The sequence below is a fragment of the Bradyrhizobium canariense genome (genome assembly GCF_019402665.1).
GTDB classification, from domain to species: Bacteria; Pseudomonadota; Alphaproteobacteria; order Rhizobiales; family Xanthobacteraceae; genus Bradyrhizobium; species Bradyrhizobium canariense.
The window spans coordinates 151,170-171,063 of the sequence record NZ_VSST01000020.1; the positions used below are offsets into that span (position 1 = coordinate 151,170).

A 19,894-nucleotide genomic window follows, 5' to 3' on the forward strand; every position below is an offset into this window, starting at 1 on the left:
CCGCCGTCGTCCTGGCGGAAGCCAGGACCCATAACCACCGAATTCAGTTTGGCGAAGACTGCTAGTTGGCCGTCGCGTGCGACAACTTCTCCCTGGGGTAATGGGGCCTGGCTTTCGCCAGGACGACGGCGGAGCAAGTTCAGCGTCTCGAGAGCTACACCGTCAGCCGCGCGCCATCACGACCGGCGATCCGCAGCGGCACGATGCTGCCGATACGCTCGCCCGCAATCGCCACCGGCAGATAATGCTCCGTGCGTCCCTGACCGTCGCTCTCGATCAGCACCTCACGCGTGGCGCCGATCTCGGCTTGCAGCCGGTGGCGCAATGCCACTTCGCCCGCCGCACGCAGCCGCTTCGCACGCTCCTTGACTGCGCCGCCCGCAACCTGTGGCATCCGCGCGGCCGGTGTGCCGGGACGCGGCGAATAGGGGAAGACGTGGAGGAAGGTCAGGCCGCATTCCTCGACCAGATCGAGCGAGCGCGAGAACATCTCCTCGGTCTCGGTCGGAAAGCCCGCAATGATGTCGGCACCCAGCGCGATATCCGGGCGCAGGCGACGGACCTGATCGCAGAACGCGATGGCGTCGCCGCGCGTATGTCGCCGCTTCATGCGCTTCAAGATCATGTCGTCGCCGGACTGCAGCGACAGGTGCAGATGCGGCATCAGCCGCGAATCCTCGGCGATGGCATCCAACAGATCGCTGTCCGCCTCGATCGAATCGATCGAGGAGATGCGCAGGCGCCTCAGCTCCGGCACATGCCGCAAGATCTGCTTCGTCAGCATGCCGAGTTGCGGCGTGCCCGGCAGGTCAGTGCCGTAACTGGTGAGATCGACGCCGGTCAGAACGATCTCGGCATGGCCGCGCGCGACCAATGCCCGGACCTGATCGACCACCGCGCCCATCGGCACAGAGCGCGAATTGCCGCGCCCGAACGGAATGATGCAAAAGGTGCAGCGATGGTCGCAGCCGTTTTGCACCTGCACGAACACGCGCGGCAGCCCGCTCGCAAAGCCGTCGATGAGATGCGGCGCCATCTCTTTCACCGCCATGATGTCGCTGACGGCGATTTTTTCGCTGGCACCGAGATCGAACGCCGCACGCGCCTCGCGCCATGCGGACGATCGCATCTTGTCGTCATTGCCGACGACGCGGTCGACTTCGGCCATCCCGGCAAACATGCCGCTTTGCGTCTGCGCCGCGCAACCGGTGACGACGATGCGTGCTCCCGGCCGCTCGCGCTTCAATTTGCGGATCGACTGCCTCGCCTGCGCCACCGCCTCGTTGGTGACGGCGCAGCTGTTGATGACGATGGTGTCGGAGAGCCCCGCGCCCTCGGCCTCGCGGCGGATCACCTCGGCCTCGAAAGCATTGAGGCGGCAGCCGAAGGTGACGACGTCGACGGTCATTAGCCGACCGGCGCGAACAGCGCCGGATCGAAACTGCCTTCATATTCGAAGGTCGCCGTGCCCGTCATCAGCACGTGATCGTCGCGCTCGCGCCATTCGATCCCGAGCTTGCCGCCGGGCAGCGTGATCTCGACATTGCGCTCGGCGCGCTTCAGCCGCGCCGCCGCAACCGCCGTGGCACATGCCGCCGAGCCGCAGGCCCTGGTCAGGCCGGCGCCGCGCTCCCAGGTGCGGATCGTGATGTGCTGGGGATCGACGATATGGGCTAGCGTGATGTTGGCGCGCTCCGGGAAGATCGGATGGTTCTCCAGCAGCGGACCGAAACGCTCGAGATCGTAGGCGTTGACGTCATCGACCCAGAAGATCGCATGCGGATTGCCCATGCTGACCACCGAGGGCGAATGCAGGATCGGATTGTCGATCGGGCCGATCTGCAGCTCGATGTAGCGGGTGTCGCGGAATTCCTGGTCGAGCGGAATGTCCTGCCAGCCGAACTTCGGCGCGCCCATGTCCACCGTATAAAGATCCGGCGCCGGACCCTGCCAGGCGTTGAGCAGGCCCGCGGCCGTCTCGAACGTTGCATTGGTCTGGCCGGTCTTCTCGAAGATGCGGCGCACCACGCAGCGCATGCCGTTGCCGCAGGCGCCTGCCTCGGAGCCGTCACTGTTGTAGATGCTGATGAAAGCTTCGGTGCCGTCGAAGCGCGGCTTCTGCAGCACCATGAGCTGATCAAAGGGCACGCCGCCTCGCGCCGATGCCACCGCGCGGGCATCGTCCGGGGTGACCTTTGAGGTGGAATCGCGCATGTCGACAACGACGATCTCGTTGCCGATGCCGTTCATCTTGGCAAATGCGTGGTTGGCCAGCGCGCTCATGAAAATTCCCGAATTTCGCCTGCCTTATATGGCGATCCTTGGCCCTCTTGGCCAGTGATTTGCCGCCGAGAGCCAGGACGCTGCCATGACGCATCTGTCATGGGACGAATTCGGCGCTCGCGTGTTAGAACGGCGCAATTCGCGCGATCCGGGACATGCGGCCGGGTTAAGGCTTCGGGGATGTAAGGCCTTGGCGGATAAGCTATTGGGGAGAATAAAAATGTTCAGGTTTCGTCGTCTCGCTTTGGCCGCGCTGATCCCGGCAGCAGCCTTGTCGTTTGGTCTGTCGGCCACGCTGGCCCAGACGCCGAGCCCGGCGCCGGCCGCATCAGCGAGCCCATCGCCGGCCCCGTCAGCTTCGCCCTCCCCGGCCGCGAGCGCTGCACCCGTGGCCACGCCGGCGGCCAGCGCCTCGCCGAGCCCTTCAATGTCGCCTGCAACGTCGTCCTCGCCCGCAGCCAGCGCCTCACCGAGCCCCGCCGCCCCGCCGCCCGCTGCGGCCGCGACGCCGGCTCCCGTGCAGACGGCTGATCCCTTTGGCCAGGAGGCGACGCTCGAGTCCAGGAAGGTCGTGATGGTCAAAGGCACCGCCAATTGGGACTCGGCCTTCGACACGCTGATCGACGCCTTCAAGGCGCTGAACACGCTGCTGGACAAGCAGGGTATCAAACCCGCCGGCAATTCGATGATCGTCTACACCTCGACCGACGATACCGGATTCACCTTCCTTGCCGAGATCCCGGTCGAGCAGGACCCGAAGAACCTGCCGAAGGACATGAGCATCGGCAAATCGCCGGAGGGCAAGGCGCTGAAATTCGTCCATCGCGGCTCCTACGACAACATGGACAACACCTACGAGGCGATCACCAATCACCTCGACGACAAGAAGCTGGAAGCCAAGGACACTTTCATCGAGGAGTACCTCACCGATCCCCTGAAGACGGCCGAGGACAAGCTCGTGATCAATGTTTTCGTGCCGCTGAAATGAGACCGATGAAAAAGCCAGCCATCCTTTTGACGTCCCTTGTTACGTCCTTTGCCGCCGCGCTGCTGGTAATGCCCGCGCTCGCCGACGATTTTCCGTCCGCGATTTCGGTGAGCGGCGAAGCCACGATCTCCGCCGCGCCTGATCTGGCGCAGATCGACGCCGGCGTCGCCAACGACGCCAAGTCTGCGAAGGAAGCCTCCGACGCCAACAACGCCGCGATGGGCAAGGTGCTGCTGGCGCTGAAGGGCGCAGGCATTGACGAGAAGGATTACCAGACCTCGCGGCTGTCGCTGCAGCCGCAATACGGCCAGAACAAATCCACCGGCGCCTCGCCCGTAGTCGGCTTCCGCGCCTCAAACCGCGTCACCGTGAAGATCCGCGACGTGACCAAGGTCGCCGCCATCATCGACACACTGGTCGGCGCCGGCGCCAACGATATCGGCAACATCTCTTTCGAGGTGACGCAGGCCTCAAGACTGCTCGACGATGCCCGCGAGAAGGCTGTCGCAGACGCCCGCCGCAAAGCGGAGATCTACGCCAAGGCCACTGGCGTCACGCTCGGCGCGCCGCTGAGTGTGTCCGAAGGCGGCGCTCCGATGCCGCTGTTCAAGGGACGCATGGCCGCAGCGCCGATGGCCGCAGGCGGCGCGGCCGTTGCGCCCGGCGAGGAAACGCTGGCGGTGACGGTGAATGTGAGCTGGGCGATCAAGCAGGGGCAGTGAGGCCGCAAGAGGCACGCTGCGGCGCCAATTTCAGGCGTCGTCCTGGCGAAAGCCAGGACCCATTACCCCAGGGCGTGGTTATAGCGCGAAGCAGCTAACCCCGACCGTTCGTCAAACTACTCCCTGTGGTAATGGGTCCTGGATCAGCGCTCGCTCCGCTCGCTTGTCCAGGACGACGGGTTGTTTGCTTGATGGAGTCAGATCTCCACCACCTGCCCGGGCTTCATCGCCACGAACCGCTCCTGCGGAACCTTCGCGGCGTCGAGCGCCTCGACCAAGGCCTTCGCCGGCGCATCGATTGCTTCATCGGTCAGCTGAAACGTGCCGTGGTGATGCCCGAGTGCTTTCTGCGCGCCGCAATCCGCCAGCGCCTTCACCGCGTCTTCCGGGTTCATGTGCTGGTCGCGCATGAACCAACGCGGCTCGTAGGCGCCGATCGGGAGGATCGCCAGGCGTAACGGCCCATGCTTGTCGGCGACGCGGCGGAAATGCCCGCCATCGCCATAGCCGGAATCGCAGACGACGTAGATTTTCCCCGCAGGCGTCTCCAGCACGAAACTCGCCCACAGCGCCTTGTTGCGATCGAACATGCCGCGCGCCGACCAGTGCCGGGTCGGCACCAGCGTCACGGCGATGCCGCCGCCGAGCTCGACGCGATCGTGCCAGTCGAACGCTTCCACCTTGATCGTCGCATCGGTGCTGCGCATCGTGACGTCGTTGCCGAGCGGGGTCACCACACGCGGGGCGAAATTCTTGGCGAGCCGCGACAACGTCGCCATGTCGAGATGATCGTAATGGCCGTGCGAGACCAGCACGGCATCGATTTTCGGCAGCTTGTCGAAGGCAATGCCGGGATCGTTGTGCCGCTTCGGCCCGGCAAAGCTGACGGGCGAGACCCGCGAGGACCAGACCGGATCGACGAGAATGTTGAGGCCGCCGGTCTGGATCAGCCAGCTGGCGTGGCCGACGAAGGAGAGCCGCACCTTGTCGCCCTCGACGCGCGCCGGCGGGGTATCGGCATGGGGGCTCGGCGCCCAATCCGGCCAGGTCGCGCGCTGCCGCTTGCCGCCGAACTGCCAGCGCAGGACCTCACGAAGCGATCGTGGCGGCGCGCCGTCCGGATCGAAGAAGGTCAGTCCGTCGAAATGGTCGGAGACCGGGCCGTCATAGGTTTTCATGCGGGACATCCAAAGGGAGGGCACACCGACCAATGCGCTGGCCCCGGCGAGCAGTCCGAAAAGGCGGCGGCGGGTGATCGGCACGGATCTGGCTTCAGGGATGGTCGGAGCGGCAGGACATCACCGCTATATGGGCGGGGTCTGCGGAAAAGGGAACCCAATGCCGAAAATGTCATATTTTCAAGGCCTTGCCCTCCCGAAGGCGTCCCGGCGTCCTAACTTTCCTTGACTTTCGGGCGGGAGCGGCGTTTAACCCCGGCACTTTCTCGGAAAGGCTTTCTTTTCGACCCGCCCACTGGCCCCAGAGGCCAGAGGCCAACGCCCGACAGCGCTGTGCGCCCTCGGGCGTAAAGGTGTTTGGATTTTCTGCTCCCTTCTCCGCGCTTGCGGGGGAGGTGGAAAAGGGACAACGGCATTGTTCGACAATCTGTCGGAACGGCTTGGCGGCATTCTCGATCGTCTGACGGGGCGCGGTGCGCTGACCGAAAAGGACGTCGATGCCGCGATGCGCGAGGTGCGCCGCGCGCTGCTGGAAGCCGACGTTGCGTTAGAGGTGGTGCGCAGCTTCACCGAGCGGGTCCGCGAGCAGGCGATCGGCGCCACCGTCGTCAAGTCGGTGACGCCCGGCCAGATGGTGGTCAAGATCGTCCATGACGAGCTGATCAATACGCTCGGCGCCGAAAGCCAGACCATCGACATCAATTCCGTGCCGCCGGTGCCGATCATGATGGTCGGCCTGCAAGGCTCCGGCAAGACCACCACCACCGCAAAGCTCGCCCGTCGCATGGTCCAGCGCGACAAGCGCAAGGTGCTGATGGCCTCGCTCGACATCTACCGTCCCGCGGCGATGGAGCAGCTGGCCGTACTGGGCCGCGATCTCGACATTCCGACACTGCCGATCGTTGCCGGCCAGCAGCCGGCGCAGATTGCGAAGCGCGCGCTCGAGGCCGGCAAGCTCGGCGGCTACGACGTCGTGCTGCTCGACACCGCCGGCCGCACCACGCTCGACGAAGAGATGATGGCGGAAGCAGCAGCCATCAAAGCCGCCGCCAATCCGCATGAAGTGCTGCTGGTGGCGGACAGCCTCACCGGCCAGGACGCCGTCAACCTCGCCCGCGCCTTCGACGAGCGCGTCGGCCTCACCGGCATCGTGCTGACACGAGTCGATGGCGACGGCCGCGGCGGCGCCGCGTTGTCGATGCGCGCGGTGACCGGCAAGCCGATCAAGCTGCTCGGCACCGGTGAAAAGACCGACGCGCTGGAGGATTTCCATCCCGACCGTATCGCCGGCCGCATCCTCGGCATGGGCGACGTGGTGTCGCTGGTCGAACGCGCTGCGGCCAATATCGACGCGGAAAAGGCTGCGCGCACCGCCGAGCGGATGCGCAAGGGTCAGTTCGACCTCAACGACATGCGCGAGCAGCTGTCGCAGATGGCGAACATGGGCGGCATCAGCGGGCTGATGGGCATGATGCCCGGCATCGCCAAGATGAAGAACCAGATCGCAGCCGCCGGCATCGACGACAAGATCTTGAAGCGTCAGGTCGCGGTGATCGATTCCATGACGCGCGAAGAGCGCCGTCATCCCGATCTGCTCAAGGCCAGCCGCAAGAAGCGCATCGCCGCAGGTTCCGGCCAGAGCGTCGAGCAGGTCAACAAGCTGCTCAAGATGCACCGGAACATGGCCGACATGATGAAGGCCATGGGTTCCGGCAAGCGCGGTCCGCTCGCCGGCATCGCGCAGGCCATGGGGTTTGGCGGCGGCATGAAGCCGCCTTCGCCGGAAGAGATGAAGGCGCTGCAGGAGAAGATGCAGGGTGGCGGCGGACAGGGTCTGCCCAGCCTGCCGAAGGATTTGCCGCCCGGGCTGCGCCAGGGTCTGCCGAACGTTCCGGGTCTCACCGGGCTGAGCGGCAAGCCGATGCTGCCGGGCCTCGGCGGTTTCCCGGGCAAGAAGAAATGAGGAATTCGTCGCGGGAGATCGCAACGGTCTCGCGCAACGCGGAATACCAATCAACCTAACAAAACGTACTTTGAAGGAGAACTTAGATGTCCGTCGTTATCCGTCTCGCTCGTGCAGGCACCAAGAAGCGCCCCGTCTATCACGTCGTCGTCGCCGATTCGCGCTTTCCCCGCGACGGTCGCTTCATCGAGCGTCTCGGCTATTTCAACCCGCTGCTGCCGAAGGACAACGAGACCCGTCTGAAGCTCGACATGGACAAGGTGAAGGCCTGGCTCGCCAAGGGCGCGCAGCCGTCGGACCGCGTGTCCCGCTTCCTCGACGCCGCCGGCGTCAAGAAGCGCGAAGTGCGCAACAATCCCGAGAAGGCCGTGCCGCGCAAGGAGCGCAAGGCGCAGGCCGAAGCCGCCGCGAAGGGTTAAGGCCAGATCATGCCGGCGCTGGTCTGCGTCGCGCGGATCGGCGCCGCGCATGGTGTGCGCGGCGCGGTCAAACTGTGGACCTTTACCGAGGATCCATTTGCCGTGCGGAGCTACGGCCTGCTCTCGTCCAAGGATGGCAAGCGCCAGTTCGAGGTCGCAACGGCGCGCGCGGCCAAGGATCATCTGGTTGCGACGTTCAAGGGCGTCACGACCCGCGATGAGGCCGAGCGCCTCAACGGCATCGAGCTCTACGTCGCGCGCGAAAAGCTGCCCGCGACCGACGAGGGCGAATATTACCACACAGATCTGATCGGGCTCGCCGCCGTCACCACGGCCGGCGATGCGCTCGGCCGCGTGCTCGCGATCCACAATTTCGGCGCCGGTGACATCATCGAGATCGCTCCGCCCACGGGGACCACGATGCTGCTGCCGTTCACGGACGCGGTGGTGCCGGAGGTCGATCTCACAGGCGGCCGCGTCGTGATCGCGCTGCCGCAGGAGATCGAGGCAGAGGACACGGACGAGGATTCCTCCCCGGGTCGTCCCGGCCTAGTGCGCAACTTGCGCACGGGGGGCCGGGACCCATAACCACAGGCCAGAATTTTTAGCTAAACTGATCGCTCCAGCCGTCGCCAAACGAAGTGCGGTGGTTATGGGTTCCGGATCTGCGCTCCGCTTGTCCGGGACGACAATAACTGAGATCCGATGACCACCTCCTCACCCTGGCGCGCGACGGTGCTGACGCTGTTTCCGGAGATGTTTCCGGGGCCGCTCGGCGTGAGCCTGGCCGGCCGGGCGCTGGCTGGCGGGCTCTGGGAGCTGGAGGCACGGGACATCCGGGCCTCGGCCACCGACCGCCACCGCAGCGTCGATGATACCCCGGCCGGCGGCGGACCGGGCATGGTGCTTCGGGCCGATGTTTTGGCGGCGGCCATCGATGCCGCCGGGATCGGCCCGGACCGGCCGAAACTGCTGATGAGTCCGAGGGGTCGGCCATTGACCCAGGCCCGGGTCACGGAGCTGGCCAAGGGTCCGGGTCCCCTGATCGTCTGCGGGCGGTTCGAGGGGGTGGACCAGCGCGTGATCGACGGGCGAGGCCTGGAGGAGGTCTCGATCGGGGATTACGTCCTCTCCGGCGGTGAAATCGCGGCCCTGGCCCTGATCGACGCCTGTGTTCGGCTGCTGCCGGGCGTGATGGGCAAGGAAGCCTCGGGAACCGAGGAAAGCTTCTCCGACGGCCTGCTCGAATACCCCCAATACACCCGGCCGCAGCTGTTCGAGGGGGCACCGATCCCTGATATCCTGACCTCCGGTGACCATGCCAAGGTCGCCAGCTGGCGGCGGGCGGAATCCGAGGCCCTGACGGCGGCCCGGCGACCGGATTTGTGGGCCCGGATCCCGAGCAAAGTCCCGAATCGGGCAGGACGCCAAAAAACGCCAAAAAACAAGACAGACGGGTGACAAACGCTCCGGCTTGCCTTATAGCAGCGGCCACATCCGCAATGGCTGGATAAACGAATTTCGCGCAGCCCCCGTTTTCCAAGGCTGGGCGCGCCGATGGAGATTTACCCATGAACCTGATCCAACAGCTCGAAAAAGAGCAATTCGACAAGCTCTCCGCCAACAAGGAGATCCCGGAGTTCGGCCCCGGCGATACCGTGATCGTCAACGTGAAGGTCGTCGAAGGCGACCGCACCCGCGTGCAGGCCTATGAAGGCGTTTGCATCGGCCGTTCCGGCGGCGGTCTCAACGAGAGCTTCACCGTGCGCAAGATTTCGTACGGCGAAGGCGTGGAGCGCGTGTTCCCGGTGATGTCGCCGATGATCGACTCGATCAAGGTGGTGCGCCGCGGCAAGGTGCGTCGCGCCAAGCTCTATTATCTCCGCAACCTTCGCGGCAAGTCGGCCCGCATCGTCGAGAAGAAGCAGGACCGCCCGGCTGCTGCCGTCAACGAGTAAGCTCCGCTTACAGACGAGTTTAGAAAGCGCGGGGCCAAACCCCGCGCTTTTTTGTTGCGTCAGCCGTGCGCGTCAAAGCCCTCGCGATTCCAGTTCGGCCTGCTATATATTCTTGGAATGTTTCCAGATTTGACCAGCCTCTCGCCCGTCAAGCGCGTCGTCATCGACGATCGCTCGCGGCTGCCCGGCCGGTTCTTCGGACGCTTCGCGACCTCGGCAACGTCAGAGCTTACGCGCGCAGCCTAAAAGCTGCGCTGACGATTTCGTTGCCCCGCGCGCCAGCCGCGCAACCCGCTCTACACAACATTCCTGGAGCTGACGCTCATGTCCAAGCCGACCACATTGTACGACAAGATCTGGAACGACCATCTGGTGCACGAAGCCGAGGACGGCACCTGCCTGCTCTATATCGATCGCCATCTGGTGCACGAGGTCACTTCACCGCAAGCGTTCGAAGGCCTGCGCGCCACCGGCCGCAAGGTCCACGCGCCCGAGAAGACGCTGGCCGTCGTCGATCACAACGTGCCGACCACCGACCGCACCAAGCCGAACCCCGACCCTGAAAGCATCGAGCAGATCAAGGCACTGGCCGACAACGCCAGGGAGTTCGGCATCGAATATTACGACGAGTTCGACAAGCGTCAGGGCGTCGTCCACGTCATCGGCCCCGAGCAGGGCTTCACGCTGCCCGGCACCACCATCGTCTGCGGAGACAGCCACACCTCGACGCACGGTGCGTTCGGCGCGCTCGCGCACGGCATCGGCACGTCGGAAGTCGAACACGTGCTGGCGACGCAGACGCTGATCCAGAAGAAGGCGAAGAACATGCGCGTCACCGTCGACGGCAAATTGCCGGATGGTGTGACGGGCAAGGACATCATCCTGGCGATCATCGGCGAGATCGGCACCGCAGGCGGCACCGGCTACGTGCTCGAATACGCCGGCGACGCGATCCGCGCGCTCAGCATGGAAGGCCGCATGACGGTCTGCAACATGTCGATCGAAGGTGGCGCGCGCGCCGGCCTGGTCGCGCCGGATCAGAAGGCGTTCGACTTCCTGCGCGGCCGTCCGAAGGCGCCGAAGGGCGCGGATTGGGACGCCGCGATGCGTTACTGGGAGAAGTTGCGCTCCGACGAGGGCGCGCATTTCGACCACGAGCTGCGGCTCGATGCAGCGAAGCTGCCGCCGATCGTGACCTGGGGCACTTCGCCTGAGGACGTCATCTCGGTCACCGGCAGCGTGCCCGATCCCGACAAGATCGCGGACGAGGCCAAGCGCCTGTCGAAGCACCGCGCGCTGAAATATATGGGCCTGACCGCGGGGACGAAGATCACCGACATCAAGCTCGACCGCATCTTCATCGGCTCCTGCACCAACGGCCGGATCGAGGATCTGCGCGCCGCCGCCAAGATCGCGGAAGGCAAGCAGGTCGCAGGCGGCGTCAACGCCATGGTCGTGCCGGGCTCCGGCCTCGTGAAGGAGCAGGCCGAGGCTGAAGGTCTGGACAAGATCTTCATCAACGCCGGCTTCGAATGGCGCGAGCCCGGTTGCTCGATGTGCCTCGCGATGAACCCCGACAAGCTGGCTCCGGAAGAGCGCTGCGCCTCGACCTCGAACCGCAACTTCGAGGGCCGCCAGGGCTTCAAGGGCCGCACCCATCTGGTGTCGCCGGCGATGGCGGCGGCCGCGGCGATCGCGGGTCACTTCGTCGACATCAGGGAGTGGCGGTAAGCCGCTCGCTTTAATTTGAGCGATTGCGGCAAACCGCCGTTAATCGGTAGCGCCGACACTGTGTCCTCCCGAACATTTCGCGAGGACACGAGCTCATGGCCAGCAAGCCTGAATATGTCGATCTGATCAGCGCGGCGACGCCCCAGCATCGGCGGCGCGCGGCACCGCTGCGCATGGTCGCCAAGCCCGAGGTCGAGGAGACCTCGAAGCTCAGCCGCTGGCCGCCGGCGATGTTCAAGCAATGGAAGATCGAGAACCTGACGCGATGGACGTCGGCGTCGTGGAAACTGAAGGATTGGCTTTAAGCCACCGGATGAACAAAGGGCGCCGTCGAGGCGCCCTTTTCATTTCGATCGTGCTTACCAATAGCGGTACGGATGGTGCCAGCGATGCCAGCGGCAGACGCGGCGCGGGCCGTAATAGGTCCAGATGACCCGGCAGCGGCGCGGATGGCTGTAATAGGGATAGTAGCCGCCGTAATAGCGCCGATGAAAATGGCGATAGCCGTAATGCGGGCGATAGATGCCGTAGCGGTGGAATCCGCCTCCGCCATAGTGGCGAACTCCGCCGTAGCGATAGCCGCCGCCATGAAACGCGGGCGCGGCGCGGAAGCCACCAGCATGGAAACCACCGCCGCGGAAGCCACCGATATGTCCTCCGCCACCGTGGAAGCCGCCTCCACCGTGGAAACCGCCGCCGCCATGAAAGCCGCCGCCACCATGCCCACCGCCGCCACCGCCGCCGTGGCGAACCGGGATCACATCGTCACTTGCGGCCTTCGCCACAGGCAACGCCGTCGGATTGATTGGAGTCATCGCCTCAGCACGACGCGTCGTTCCGGCCGACAGCATCAGCGTCGCGGCGGCCGCAATGCCGAGCAAGCGCATCGGGCTTGCCCTGAGACCCAATATTCTCAGCATGGACTTCTCCCTGAATCTGGACAGCGGAGTTGCGACGCTCGCTCCCGGCGCGCGTCATCCCTGTTCATTGGCGGTCGCTCCCAAGATTAAATTAGGGACAGCGACGTGAATGCCTCATGAATGAACGACGGGCGCAGCATCGCGCCGCGAGGTCACCGCCACGGCCCGAAGCCGAGCACGAACGGTGCGGGCACGCCGTAGGGATAAGGGCGGTAGTAGACCGGCCGCGCGTAGTAATGCGGATCACGACGCGGGGCGTATCGCACGACGTCGGACCGCACATGTCGGCGCCCGTCGAACACCGCGCGCCCGGCCGACGCATCGGGCAGCTTCGTCACCCTGTGCGCAGCGGACGCGTGAGACAGGCCTGCGGCAAGCCCGACGCCAACCGCCAATGCGAACCATCTCGTCATGACGACCTCCGCCTCAGCGCGCGACGGGCACGGCGTTCGTATCAGCCCCGGCGCCAGTAGCAGCTCATATGCGGCACGATCACCGTGCCGCTGGGGCGAAATTCCTGCACATAGGTGGCGTTGCACTCGCGGACCGCATCGGGACCGGGATTGTAGCGGGGATAGACGCCATCAGGACTGTAATAGGGCGTGACGCGCAGGCGCGCCGGGGGCCGCTTGCGCGGCGGCGGCAGATCGTCTCGCGAGGCCGCCTGGGCCAGCCTGATCCCGGGCGCCGCGGTCTGGGCCTCCGCGCCAACGCAAAACTGCGAAAACAACCCCATGCACAGTAGCGTCAGCGCTGTTTTCGCTCGCATTTTTCCGCCCATCTGAACGTCCACTTCGAGGCCCTAGGCTCCCCGTTTTGACGGCGCCCGTCAACCTCGCCGCGCTTATAAAGCCGGATGCATCGCCGCGAAACCCACGCTATGAGAGGCCCATGTGGACGGAATTGAAAGCACCCTCGCTGGCCGAGATGGAAGCGATGGCGCATGAAGTGTTCGAACGCCTGCCGGCGGAGTTTCGTAGGCTGTGCGAGGGCGTGATCATCCGCGTCGACGACTTCCCCACCGAGGAAGTCCTGGACGAGATGGCATGCGAGAGCGAGTTCGACCTGCTCGGCCTGTTCCAGGGCGTCGGCCTGCCGCAGCAGAGTTTTGGCGACGTGGCGCGGCTGCCCAACATGGTGTGGCTCTACCGCCGGCCGATCCTGGATTACTGGGCCGAGCACGACGAAAGCCTCGGCCATATCGTTCGCCACGTCCTGATCCACGAGATCGGCCATCATTTCGGCCTGTCGGACGACGATATGGCCGCGATCGAGGCTCAAGAGCCCGGTTAGGCAGACGAGATCTGCCGAATTCGGCCTAGGATTTCCGCCCCGATCGCGATAAATACCGGTTCCCTAGACCACCCCGGGAAAGCGCAACCATGGACAAGTTCACCACGCTGGAAGGCGTCGCGGCGCCGCTGAAGATCATCAATGTCGATACCGACATGATCATTCCGAAGCAGTACCTCAAGACCATCAAGCGCACCGGCCTTGGCAAGGGGCTCTTCTCCGAGCAGCGCTACAAGGACGACGGCAGCGAGAATCCCGATTTCGTCCTCAACCAGCCCGCCTATCGCAATGCGAAGGTGCTGGTCGCCGGCGACAATTTCGGCTGCGGCTCGAGCCGCGAGCATGCGCCCTGGGCGCTGCTCGACTTCGGCATCCGCTGCGTGATCTCGACCTCGTTCGGCGACATCTTCTACAACAACTGCTTCAAAAACGGCATTCTGCCGATCCGCGTGGCCCAGGAAGACCTCGACAAGCTGTTCGACGACGCCGAGCGCGGCGCCAACGCGACGTTGACGATCGATCTGCCGAACCAGGAGATTCGCGGCCCCGACGGCGGCATGGTCAAGTTCGAGATCGACCCGTTCCGCAAGCACTGCCTGATCAACGGCCTCGACGACATCGGCCTGACGATGGAGAAGAAGGCCTCGATCGATACCTATGAGGAGAAGCTCAAGCGCGAACGCGCCTGGGCCTGATCTCAAGTTTTTGTTTGAGCCCCGGTGCTGACAGCGCCGGGGCTTTTTCTTTGCCAGCGTTGTCCTCTATAGCTTGCGCCCATGTTGCCTGACATCGTCACCTTCTGGCACGGCCCAATGGACGCCCTGCGCCAGACCTGTCTGCGCTCGCAGCTGGCTGCCGGCCACAAGGTCACGGTCTACAGTTTCGACACCATTCCCGGCCTGCCCGCAGGCATCGCGAATGCGGATGCCGAGGCGATCCTGCCGCATGCGTTCTCCGAACGATTGCGACCGCCGCAGCCGGACGGCAGCTGGCGCGACTGGACCACGCTTCAGTTCAGCGACTTCTTCCGCATGAAGCTGATGGCGAAGGGACTCGGCCTCTGGCTCGACGCCGACGTGCTGCTGCTGAGGCCCGTCGAGATCGATCCGGCAAAGCCCTACTTCGCGTGGGAGCGTCCGCGCCAGCTCGGCAATTCCGTGATTTACCTTCCGCCCCGGCACGGCATCGTTGCCGCCTTCGAAGAGCTGATGGAGCAGGAGGAGCTGACGCCGAACTGGCTGTCGCTGCGCCATCGCGTCACGTTTGCGATGCGCCGCCTGCGCGGCGGCTCGAACCGCCTCTCCGACATCCGCGTCGCGATCTTCGGGCCGGCGGCACTCACCGCGCTCGCGCGCCGCACCGGCGAGCTGCACTGCGCCTTGCCGAAGCAGTCGTTCTACGCCGTGCATGCCGAACCAAAACTGTTTTTCGATCCCTCGAGCTATCTCGGCCTCGTCACCGACCGCGAGATCATCGGCCTGCACATCTCGCCCAAGGGAAGGGGTGGTGAGAAGCCGATTCCGGGTAGTCTTTATGCATGGGCGACGGAGCGGTTCGGCTAACGCCTGATGGGATGAGACTCGCCCGGCGCCGCGACGGCGGTGCGTTCCCTCCCCCCTTGTGGGGGAGGGCTAGGGAGAGGGGTGGCCCAGGAAGAGGTGCTGGGTATTGGCGATGCATCTGGTGTCGATACTCGACCGAAAGAGTCCCCGTGTGGCGCCCCCCTCCCTGCCCCTCCCCCACAAGGGGGGAGGGAACGGAAAGAGCATCGCTGTTGCCTGAACTCGATTCGAGTTGGGCCGATGTGCTTTAGGGGCACGGGATCAGTTTCACCGGCACATCCAATTTGATCCAGCGCAACGCACACCTGCACCATTGTGCCTAATGTCGCTCCAATTCCGCCGTTCGAATGGAGCTTCGCATGAGCACCGCAACCAGGCCTTATCCCATTGTCCAGGACCTCATCGAGTCCTTTGCAAGCTGGCTGAAGCATCGCCGCGAGCTGAACGAGATCCGGCAGCTCGACCGCGCTGATTTCGATCGCATCGCGCAAGATCTGCGGATCGCGCCTGACGACCTCGAAGAGCTGGTCCGCCATGGCCGGCACTCCGCCGACGAGCTGCCGAAGATGCTCGAGCAGCTCGGCATCAGCGCCGAAGGGCTCGGCCGCGCGCATCCGCTGCTGCTGCGCGACATGGAGCGGGTGTGCGCGCTTTGCAGCCACAAGGGCCAGTGCGATCGCGAGCTGGCCGACGGTACCGCCGTGGAGAACTACCACGGCTTCTGCGCCAATGCCTCGACACTGGAGTCGCTCGACCGGGCGGGCGTCGCGCCGCGGTGACGCGCGCGCTTACACGATCCAGTCTGGCGCGTGAGGCAGCTCGTCGCTCTCAGCCGTATCGTGATTGATCCAGATTTCGGCATTCTCGGAGCGAAGCAGCTCGACCACCTTGGCCATGGATGCGACCGTTGCCTGCGGGTCGGCATTGAAGGACGGCACGCGCATGTGCCGGAGGTTCTCGCGATTGTGCGCGACGTCGCCGCTCAGCAGCACGGCGCCGCGCCTCGGTAGCCTCACCATCAGCGAGCAATGCCCGAGGGTGTGGCCTGGCGTGAAGATCATACGCACCGCGCCGTCGCCAAATACGTCGTGGTCACCATCGACGATCTGGTAAGGCCGCTCTTTCAGGGATCTGTAGTGCTGCAGCGAATAGCCGAACTCTTCGGGCTCCGGTCCGAACATGGCCTCGAATTCAGCCCGCTGAGCGATCCATCTTGCATTTTCGAACAGATCGACATTTCCGATATGATCAAAATGCGCGTGGGAAAGCAGGATCGTGCTGATGTCGCGGGGCCGCACCCCGATTTCGTCCAATTGGTCCGCGATGGGGCGACGCACGACGCCGCGTATGCCATGCGCGATAATGCGTCCTTCCGGATGCTTCGATAGCTCATCCTCGATTCCCGTATCCCAGATCAGCCATTCGCCACGATGACTGACGAGATAGGCATTGCAGCTCAGCGTCATGGGGACGCCGACATTGATGCCCGGAGAATAGATCGACCCGTCCGCGACCTGCGCAATGCCGCCGTCGAGGATGTAGATTCTGTCAACCGGCGCCATTGGGGAACTCATCAAGCCGCCGATTCAATCCGCCGCTTCGCCTCGCGCATATCGCGCCCAGGCGGCATGCCGAACAGCCGGGAATATTCTCGCGTGAACTGCGTGATGCTTTCGTAGCCGACCTGATGAGCCGCGGTCGCGATCTGCGCACCGTCGGCCAGGATCGCGCGGCGGGCTTCGATCAGGCGAAGCTGTTTCTGAAACTGTAGCGGGGTCAGCGAAGTGACGCTCCGGAAGTGCGCGTGAAATGCCGACGGGCTCATCGCGGCGGCTTTGGCCAACCGATCGACGCGCAACGGCTTGGCATAGCCGGCACGAATGAGCGCAACCGCGCGGCCGATCCGCTGGGCATGGCTATCGGCAATTCCGAGCGCCCTGATGGCCCCGCCGTGGCGGCCGGCCAGCAGCCAATAATGCAGCTCTCGCATCAAATGGCCGCGCAGGATCGGCAAGGCTGAGGGACGGTCGATCAGGCGCAGCAGCCGGAGCGCTGCGTCCGCGAGTTCCTGCTCTGTCGGTTCGACCCGCAGCGGCTGCGACGGAATGAACGGGAGCGACCCCATCTCGACCACCAGCCCCTCAATGATGGTGGGGTCGAGCTCGACGACGAGCGAAAGATAGGGCGTGGCCGCCGTCGCGCGCGTGATCTGGCTGACCGTCGGCACATCACTCGCAATCAACAAGGAAGCGCCGGCGCCGAAGTCGAAGGACGTCCGGCCGGTCGCCACACGTTTGGCGCCTTGCAAGACGAGTGCGACCAGAGGCCTGGAGATCGCGTACAGGAGCGCACTCGGCGCGGTCTCGCGGATGATCGAGACGCCGGCGAAGGGCGTGGAGGCGACGCCCCTGTCGTCGGCGTGAGGCGCGGAATAACGACTGGCGATCTGGAGAAGCGTTTCGGGCACGCGCCAATTTTAGGCCGAGCCCGGCGCACAGGCAATCGGCGCCGGCCGTTCAGGCAGAAAATCAGGAGTTTTGGGCAAGTCCGCCGTCGCCGCATCCCGGAGTGTTGGGCAAGACACTCCGAGGATCCGGCAACACCGGACGATCTATCGCGGGCAAACGGACATCACCGCAACGCTTCGAGGAATTTCCGATGCCCACCATTTCTCTCGTCACCGGGGCCAGTCGCGGCCTTGGCCGCAACACCGCCATCGCCATCGCACGTCACGGCGGCGATGTGATCGTGACCTATCGCAACGGGGTCGCCGCAGCACGCGAAGTCGTCGCCGAGATTGAATCGCTGGGGCGCAAGGCGATCGCGCTGGAGCTTGATGTCACCGCCGTGTCGAGCTTTCCCGCGTTCTTCACAAAAGTTCGATCCGCGTTGGCGGAGCATTGGCGCGCCGAGAGATTCGATCACCTCGTCAACAATGCCGGTCAGGGCGAGATGGCCGCGATCGCAGAGACGACGGAGCAACAATTCGACGCCCTGTTCGCCACGCACGTCAAAGGACCATTCTTCTTGACGCAGGCCTTGCTACCCTTGCTCGCCGACACGGGCCGGATCATCAACTTCTCCAGCGGGCTGACGCGCGTGTCGTTTCCGGGATTTTCCGCCTATGCGGCTGCGAAGGGCGCCATCGAGGTTCTGACCGTCTACATGGCCAAGGAATTTGGTGGACGCGGCATCACGGTCAACGTCGTCGCGCCGGGCGCAATCGAAACCGATTTTCTCGGCGGCGCGGTTCGGGACATGCCGGGTTTGAACAGCCAATTTGCGCAGATGACCGCACTGGGCCGCGTCGGTCTGCCCGACGATATCGGACCGATGGTCGCGAGCTTGCTCGGTCCCGACAATCGTTGGGTCACGGCGCAGCGGATCGAGGTGTCCGGCGGCCAGACGATCTGAGCGAGGCGCGATTGGGTTACGAAGCGGGCGCGTCCCCGGCGCGCCCGCTGTGGCCCGCAGCATCGCCTTTTGATTCCCGCACGGCTTCTGCGCTAATGCGTCGACACTGGAGTCGCACGATCGCGCGGATCACGCGCGTCGCTAAGAGGCGCGACAATCCTTATCATGGATTTTCTACAGACGTTTGTCGGGCCCTGAGCGACACGGCAGGACTTCCCTGATATGATTTGGCCACCATCAGGGCGCTTTGCGAAATGGCCAAGAAAAAATCAGCCGCTTCACTTAGATACGTGGTCAAATATGAGCTTGGCGGCTCTCCGCATTACGGCGCAATCCAGATCAAGGATGGCGATCGCCTAAACCTCGAAACACCGCACGGATCAAGGACTGCGACCTTGAATCCAAAATCCGATTTCCACTCGCTCGCCATGATCCTGCTTTTGGAGCTTGGTGCGAAGCTCGTTTCGATCGACACTCATTCGAGTTAGGTCCGACTACACTTTGCGCCTCGGATCTAACCCTTCGCCATCGCCGCAATCGCGTCCGCGATCTCGATCGTGCGCCGCGCCATGTCGGCATGCAGCCGCTCCACCATCGCGCCGTCGAGACGGATCGCGCCGCGCGAGACGTTCTCCGGCAATTCGAACGCGGCGATGATCTTTCGGGCGCGCGCGACGTCCTCTTCGGGCGGGGTGAAGATCGCGTTGCAGGCTTCGATCTGCGAGGGATGGATCAGCGTCTTGCCGTCGAAACCGAGATCGCGGCCTTGCGCGCATTCGGTGGCGAAACCGTCGGAGTTGGCGATGTCGCTGTAGGGGCCATCGAGGATTTCGAGGCCATGGGCGCGCGTCGCCAGGATGCAATGGGTGATCATCGGGATCATCGCGGCGCGGCCCGGCAGCATCTTGATGCGCGTCTCGCGCGAAATGTCGTTGGGGCCGAACACGAAGCCTGACAGGCGCCTCTTGGGATCGCGCCCCGCGGCCGCCAGTTCCTCCGCATGCAGCACGGCGCGCGCGGTCTCGATCATGGCCCACACCTTTACGGTCGGCGCCGCGCCGAGTTCGGCGAGACGACGGCCGATCGTGTCGAGGTCCTCGACGCTTGAAACCTTTGGAACCAGGATGCCGTCCGGCGAGGCCTTCGCCGCCATCGCGACGTCGTCGGCCCACCAGGGCGTGTCGAGGCCGTTGGTCCGGATCAGGACCTCGCGCTTGCCGAACCCTTTGGCCGCAATCGCGGTAGCGATGCCGTCGCGCGCCACCGCCTTGGCATCGGGCGCGACGGAATCTTCCAGATCAAGGATCAGGCCGTCGGCGGCGAGAATGCGCGCCTTTTCCAGCGCGCGGGGATTGGAGCCGGGCATGAACAGATGGCTGCGGCGCGGGCGGGTCATGCAAGCGTTCCTTCCGGTTTCCTCGTCTCACTTCCGACCGAAGCCGATAGCATCTGGCCTGCCTATT

At 64.5% G+C, this 19,894-nt stretch carries 24 protein-coding genes; 15 read left to right on the forward strand and 9 right to left on the reverse strand.

The annotated features are described in order from the left end of the window. Positions 1–154: 154 nt before the first annotated feature. Both mtaB and dapF read right to left on the reverse strand, forming a co-directional pair. The gene (mtaB, locus tag FXB41_RS11430) at positions 155–1,408 is read right to left on the reverse strand and encodes a tRNA (N(6)-L-threonylcarbamoyladenosine(37)-C(2))-methylthiotransferase MtaB (protein ID WP_219681821.1); all 1,254 of its coding nucleotides are present in this window, start codon (positions 1,406–1,408) and stop codon (positions 155–157) included. Continuing rightward, complete coding sequence (gene dapF / locus FXB41_RS11435) at positions 1,408–2,283, reverse strand: diaminopimelate epimerase (RefSeq protein ID WP_219681822.1); 876 nt, start codon at positions 2,281–2,283, stop codon at positions 1,408–1,410. Before dapF ends, mtaB begins: the two co-directional genes overlap by 1 nt. A gap of 220 nt (positions 2,284–2,503) precedes the next feature. Here dapF and FXB41_RS11440 point away from each other — a divergent pair, with 220 nt between their 5' ends. Beyond that, entirely contained in the window at positions 2,504–3,271 is a 768-nt protein-coding gene (locus FXB41_RS11440; RefSeq protein WP_219681823.1) for a GyrI-like domain-containing protein, read from the forward strand. Between the two features lie 5 nt (positions 3,272–3,276). Then, complete coding sequence (locus FXB41_RS11445; protein WP_219681824.1) at positions 3,277–3,993, forward strand: SIMPL domain-containing protein; 717 nt, start codon at positions 3,277–3,279, stop codon at positions 3,991–3,993. A 197-nt stretch (positions 3,994–4,190) separates the two neighbouring features. Here FXB41_RS11445 and FXB41_RS11450 read toward each other — a convergent pair whose 3' ends face one another. Next, positions 4,191–5,255 carry an MBL fold metallo-hydrolase gene (locus FXB41_RS11450; protein WP_083869893.1) on the reverse strand — a complete coding sequence of 355 codons (1,065 nt, stop codon included), beginning with the start codon at positions 5,253–5,255 and terminating at the stop codon, positions 4,191–4,193. A gap of 331 nt (positions 5,256–5,586) precedes the next feature. Here FXB41_RS11450 and ffh point away from each other — a divergent pair, with 331 nt between their 5' ends. The 7 genes from ffh (at position 5,587) to FXB41_RS11485 (ending at position 11,547) form a co-directional block, all read left to right on the forward strand. After that, positions 5,587–7,134, forward strand: coding sequence for a signal recognition particle protein (gene ffh, locus FXB41_RS11455; RefSeq protein ID WP_219681825.1), 1,548 nt, complete (start codon positions 5,587–5,589; stop codon positions 7,132–7,134). An 86-nt stretch (positions 7,135–7,220) separates the two neighbouring features. Then, entirely contained in the window at positions 7,221–7,553 is a 333-nt protein-coding gene (gene rpsP / locus FXB41_RS11460; RefSeq protein WP_007598827.1) for a 30S ribosomal protein S16, read from the forward strand. 9 nt (positions 7,554–7,562) lie between these two features. Then, complete coding sequence (gene rimM, locus FXB41_RS11465; RefSeq protein ID WP_219681826.1) at positions 7,563–8,141, forward strand: ribosome maturation factor RimM; 579 nt, start codon at positions 7,563–7,565, stop codon at positions 8,139–8,141. A gap of 117 nt (positions 8,142–8,258) precedes the next feature. Then, a complete protein-coding gene (gene trmD, locus FXB41_RS11470; protein WP_219681827.1) occupies positions 8,259–9,014 on the forward strand; it encodes a tRNA (guanosine(37)-N1)-methyltransferase TrmD in 756 nt (251 codons plus the stop codon). A 110-nt stretch (positions 9,015–9,124) separates the two neighbouring features. Then, positions 9,125–9,511: a 50S ribosomal protein L19 gene (gene rplS / locus FXB41_RS11475; protein WP_007598824.1), complete on the forward strand. Its 387-nt coding sequence runs from the start codon at positions 9,125–9,127 to the stop codon at positions 9,509–9,511. 324 nt (positions 9,512–9,835) lie between these two features. Beyond that, positions 9,836–11,242 (forward strand): 3-isopropylmalate dehydratase large subunit, encoded by a 1,407-nt coding sequence (leuC, locus tag FXB41_RS11480; protein WP_219681828.1) that lies wholly within the window; start codon positions 9,836–9,838, stop codon positions 11,240–11,242. A 95-nt stretch (positions 11,243–11,337) separates the two neighbouring features. Continuing rightward, a complete protein-coding gene (locus FXB41_RS11485; protein ID WP_007598821.1) occupies positions 11,338–11,547 on the forward strand; it encodes a hypothetical protein in 210 nt (69 codons plus the stop codon). A 54-nt stretch (positions 11,548–11,601) separates the two neighbouring features. On the opposite strand, the gene FXB41_RS11490 is transcribed toward FXB41_RS11485, so the two are convergent. From FXB41_RS11490 to FXB41_RS11500, 3 genes are all read right to left on the reverse strand, one after another. Beyond that, complete coding sequence (locus FXB41_RS11490) at positions 11,602–12,162, reverse strand: hypothetical protein (protein ID WP_219681829.1); 561 nt, start codon at positions 12,160–12,162, stop codon at positions 11,602–11,604. A 152-nt stretch (positions 12,163–12,314) separates the two neighbouring features. After that, positions 12,315–12,575, reverse strand: a complete 261-nt coding sequence (locus FXB41_RS11495) for a hypothetical protein (protein WP_007598817.1) — start codon at positions 12,573–12,575, stop codon at positions 12,315–12,317. A 41-nt stretch (positions 12,576–12,616) separates the two neighbouring features. After that, positions 12,617–12,898, reverse strand: coding sequence for a hypothetical protein (locus FXB41_RS11500; protein WP_035993898.1), 282 nt, complete (start codon positions 12,896–12,898; stop codon positions 12,617–12,619). Positions 12,899–13,053: 155 nt separating this feature from the next. On the opposite strand from FXB41_RS11500, the gene FXB41_RS11505 reads away from it, so the two are divergent. The 4 genes from FXB41_RS11505 to FXB41_RS11520 all read left to right on the forward strand — a co-directional run bounded on the left by FXB41_RS11505 (position 13,054) and on the right by FXB41_RS11520 (position 15,796). After that, positions 13,054–13,455 carry a metallopeptidase family protein gene (locus tag FXB41_RS11505; RefSeq protein WP_007598813.1) on the forward strand — a complete coding sequence of 134 codons (402 nt, stop codon included), beginning with the start codon at positions 13,054–13,056 and terminating at the stop codon, positions 13,453–13,455. A gap of 89 nt (positions 13,456–13,544) precedes the next feature. Next, a complete protein-coding gene (leuD, locus tag FXB41_RS11510; RefSeq protein ID WP_007598811.1) occupies positions 13,545–14,150 on the forward strand; it encodes a 3-isopropylmalate dehydratase small subunit in 606 nt (201 codons plus the stop codon). Between the two features lie 81 nt (positions 14,151–14,231). After that, positions 14,232–15,017, forward strand: a complete 786-nt coding sequence (locus FXB41_RS11515; RefSeq protein ID WP_219681830.1) for a glycosyltransferase family 32 protein — start codon at positions 14,232–14,234, stop codon at positions 15,015–15,017. Between the two features lie 359 nt (positions 15,018–15,376). Beyond that, positions 15,377–15,796: a hypothetical protein gene (locus tag FXB41_RS11520; RefSeq protein WP_219681831.1), complete on the forward strand. Its 420-nt coding sequence runs from the start codon at positions 15,377–15,379 to the stop codon at positions 15,794–15,796. Between the two features lie 9 nt (positions 15,797–15,805). Here FXB41_RS11520 and FXB41_RS11525 read toward each other — a convergent pair whose 3' ends face one another. Both FXB41_RS11525 and FXB41_RS11530 read right to left on the reverse strand, forming a co-directional pair. Continuing rightward, entirely contained in the window at positions 15,806–16,579 is a 774-nt protein-coding gene (locus FXB41_RS11525; RefSeq protein WP_219681832.1) for an N-acyl homoserine lactonase family protein, read from the reverse strand. 11 nt (positions 16,580–16,590) lie between these two features. Beyond that, positions 16,591–17,484 carry an AraC family transcriptional regulator gene (locus FXB41_RS11530; RefSeq protein ID WP_219681833.1) on the reverse strand — a complete coding sequence of 298 codons (894 nt, stop codon included), beginning with the start codon at positions 17,482–17,484 and terminating at the stop codon, positions 16,591–16,593. Positions 17,485–17,675: 191 nt separating this feature from the next. Here FXB41_RS11530 and FXB41_RS11535 point away from each other — a divergent pair, with 191 nt between their 5' ends. Beyond that, the gene (locus FXB41_RS11535; RefSeq protein ID WP_219681834.1) at positions 17,676–18,431 is read left to right on the forward strand and encodes an SDR family oxidoreductase; all 756 of its coding nucleotides are present in this window, start codon (positions 17,676–17,678) and stop codon (positions 18,429–18,431) included. Positions 18,432–18,685: 254 nt separating this feature from the next. Then, a complete protein-coding gene (locus FXB41_RS11540) occupies positions 18,686–18,919 on the forward strand; it encodes a hypothetical protein (protein WP_219681835.1) in 234 nt (77 codons plus the stop codon). A 26-nt stretch (positions 18,920–18,945) separates the two neighbouring features. Here FXB41_RS11540 and FXB41_RS11545 read toward each other — a convergent pair whose 3' ends face one another. Further along, positions 18,946–19,827: an HpcH/HpaI aldolase/citrate lyase family protein gene (locus FXB41_RS11545; protein WP_219681836.1), complete on the reverse strand. Its 882-nt coding sequence runs from the start codon at positions 19,825–19,827 to the stop codon at positions 18,946–18,948. Positions 19,828–19,894 lie beyond the last annotated feature (67 nt).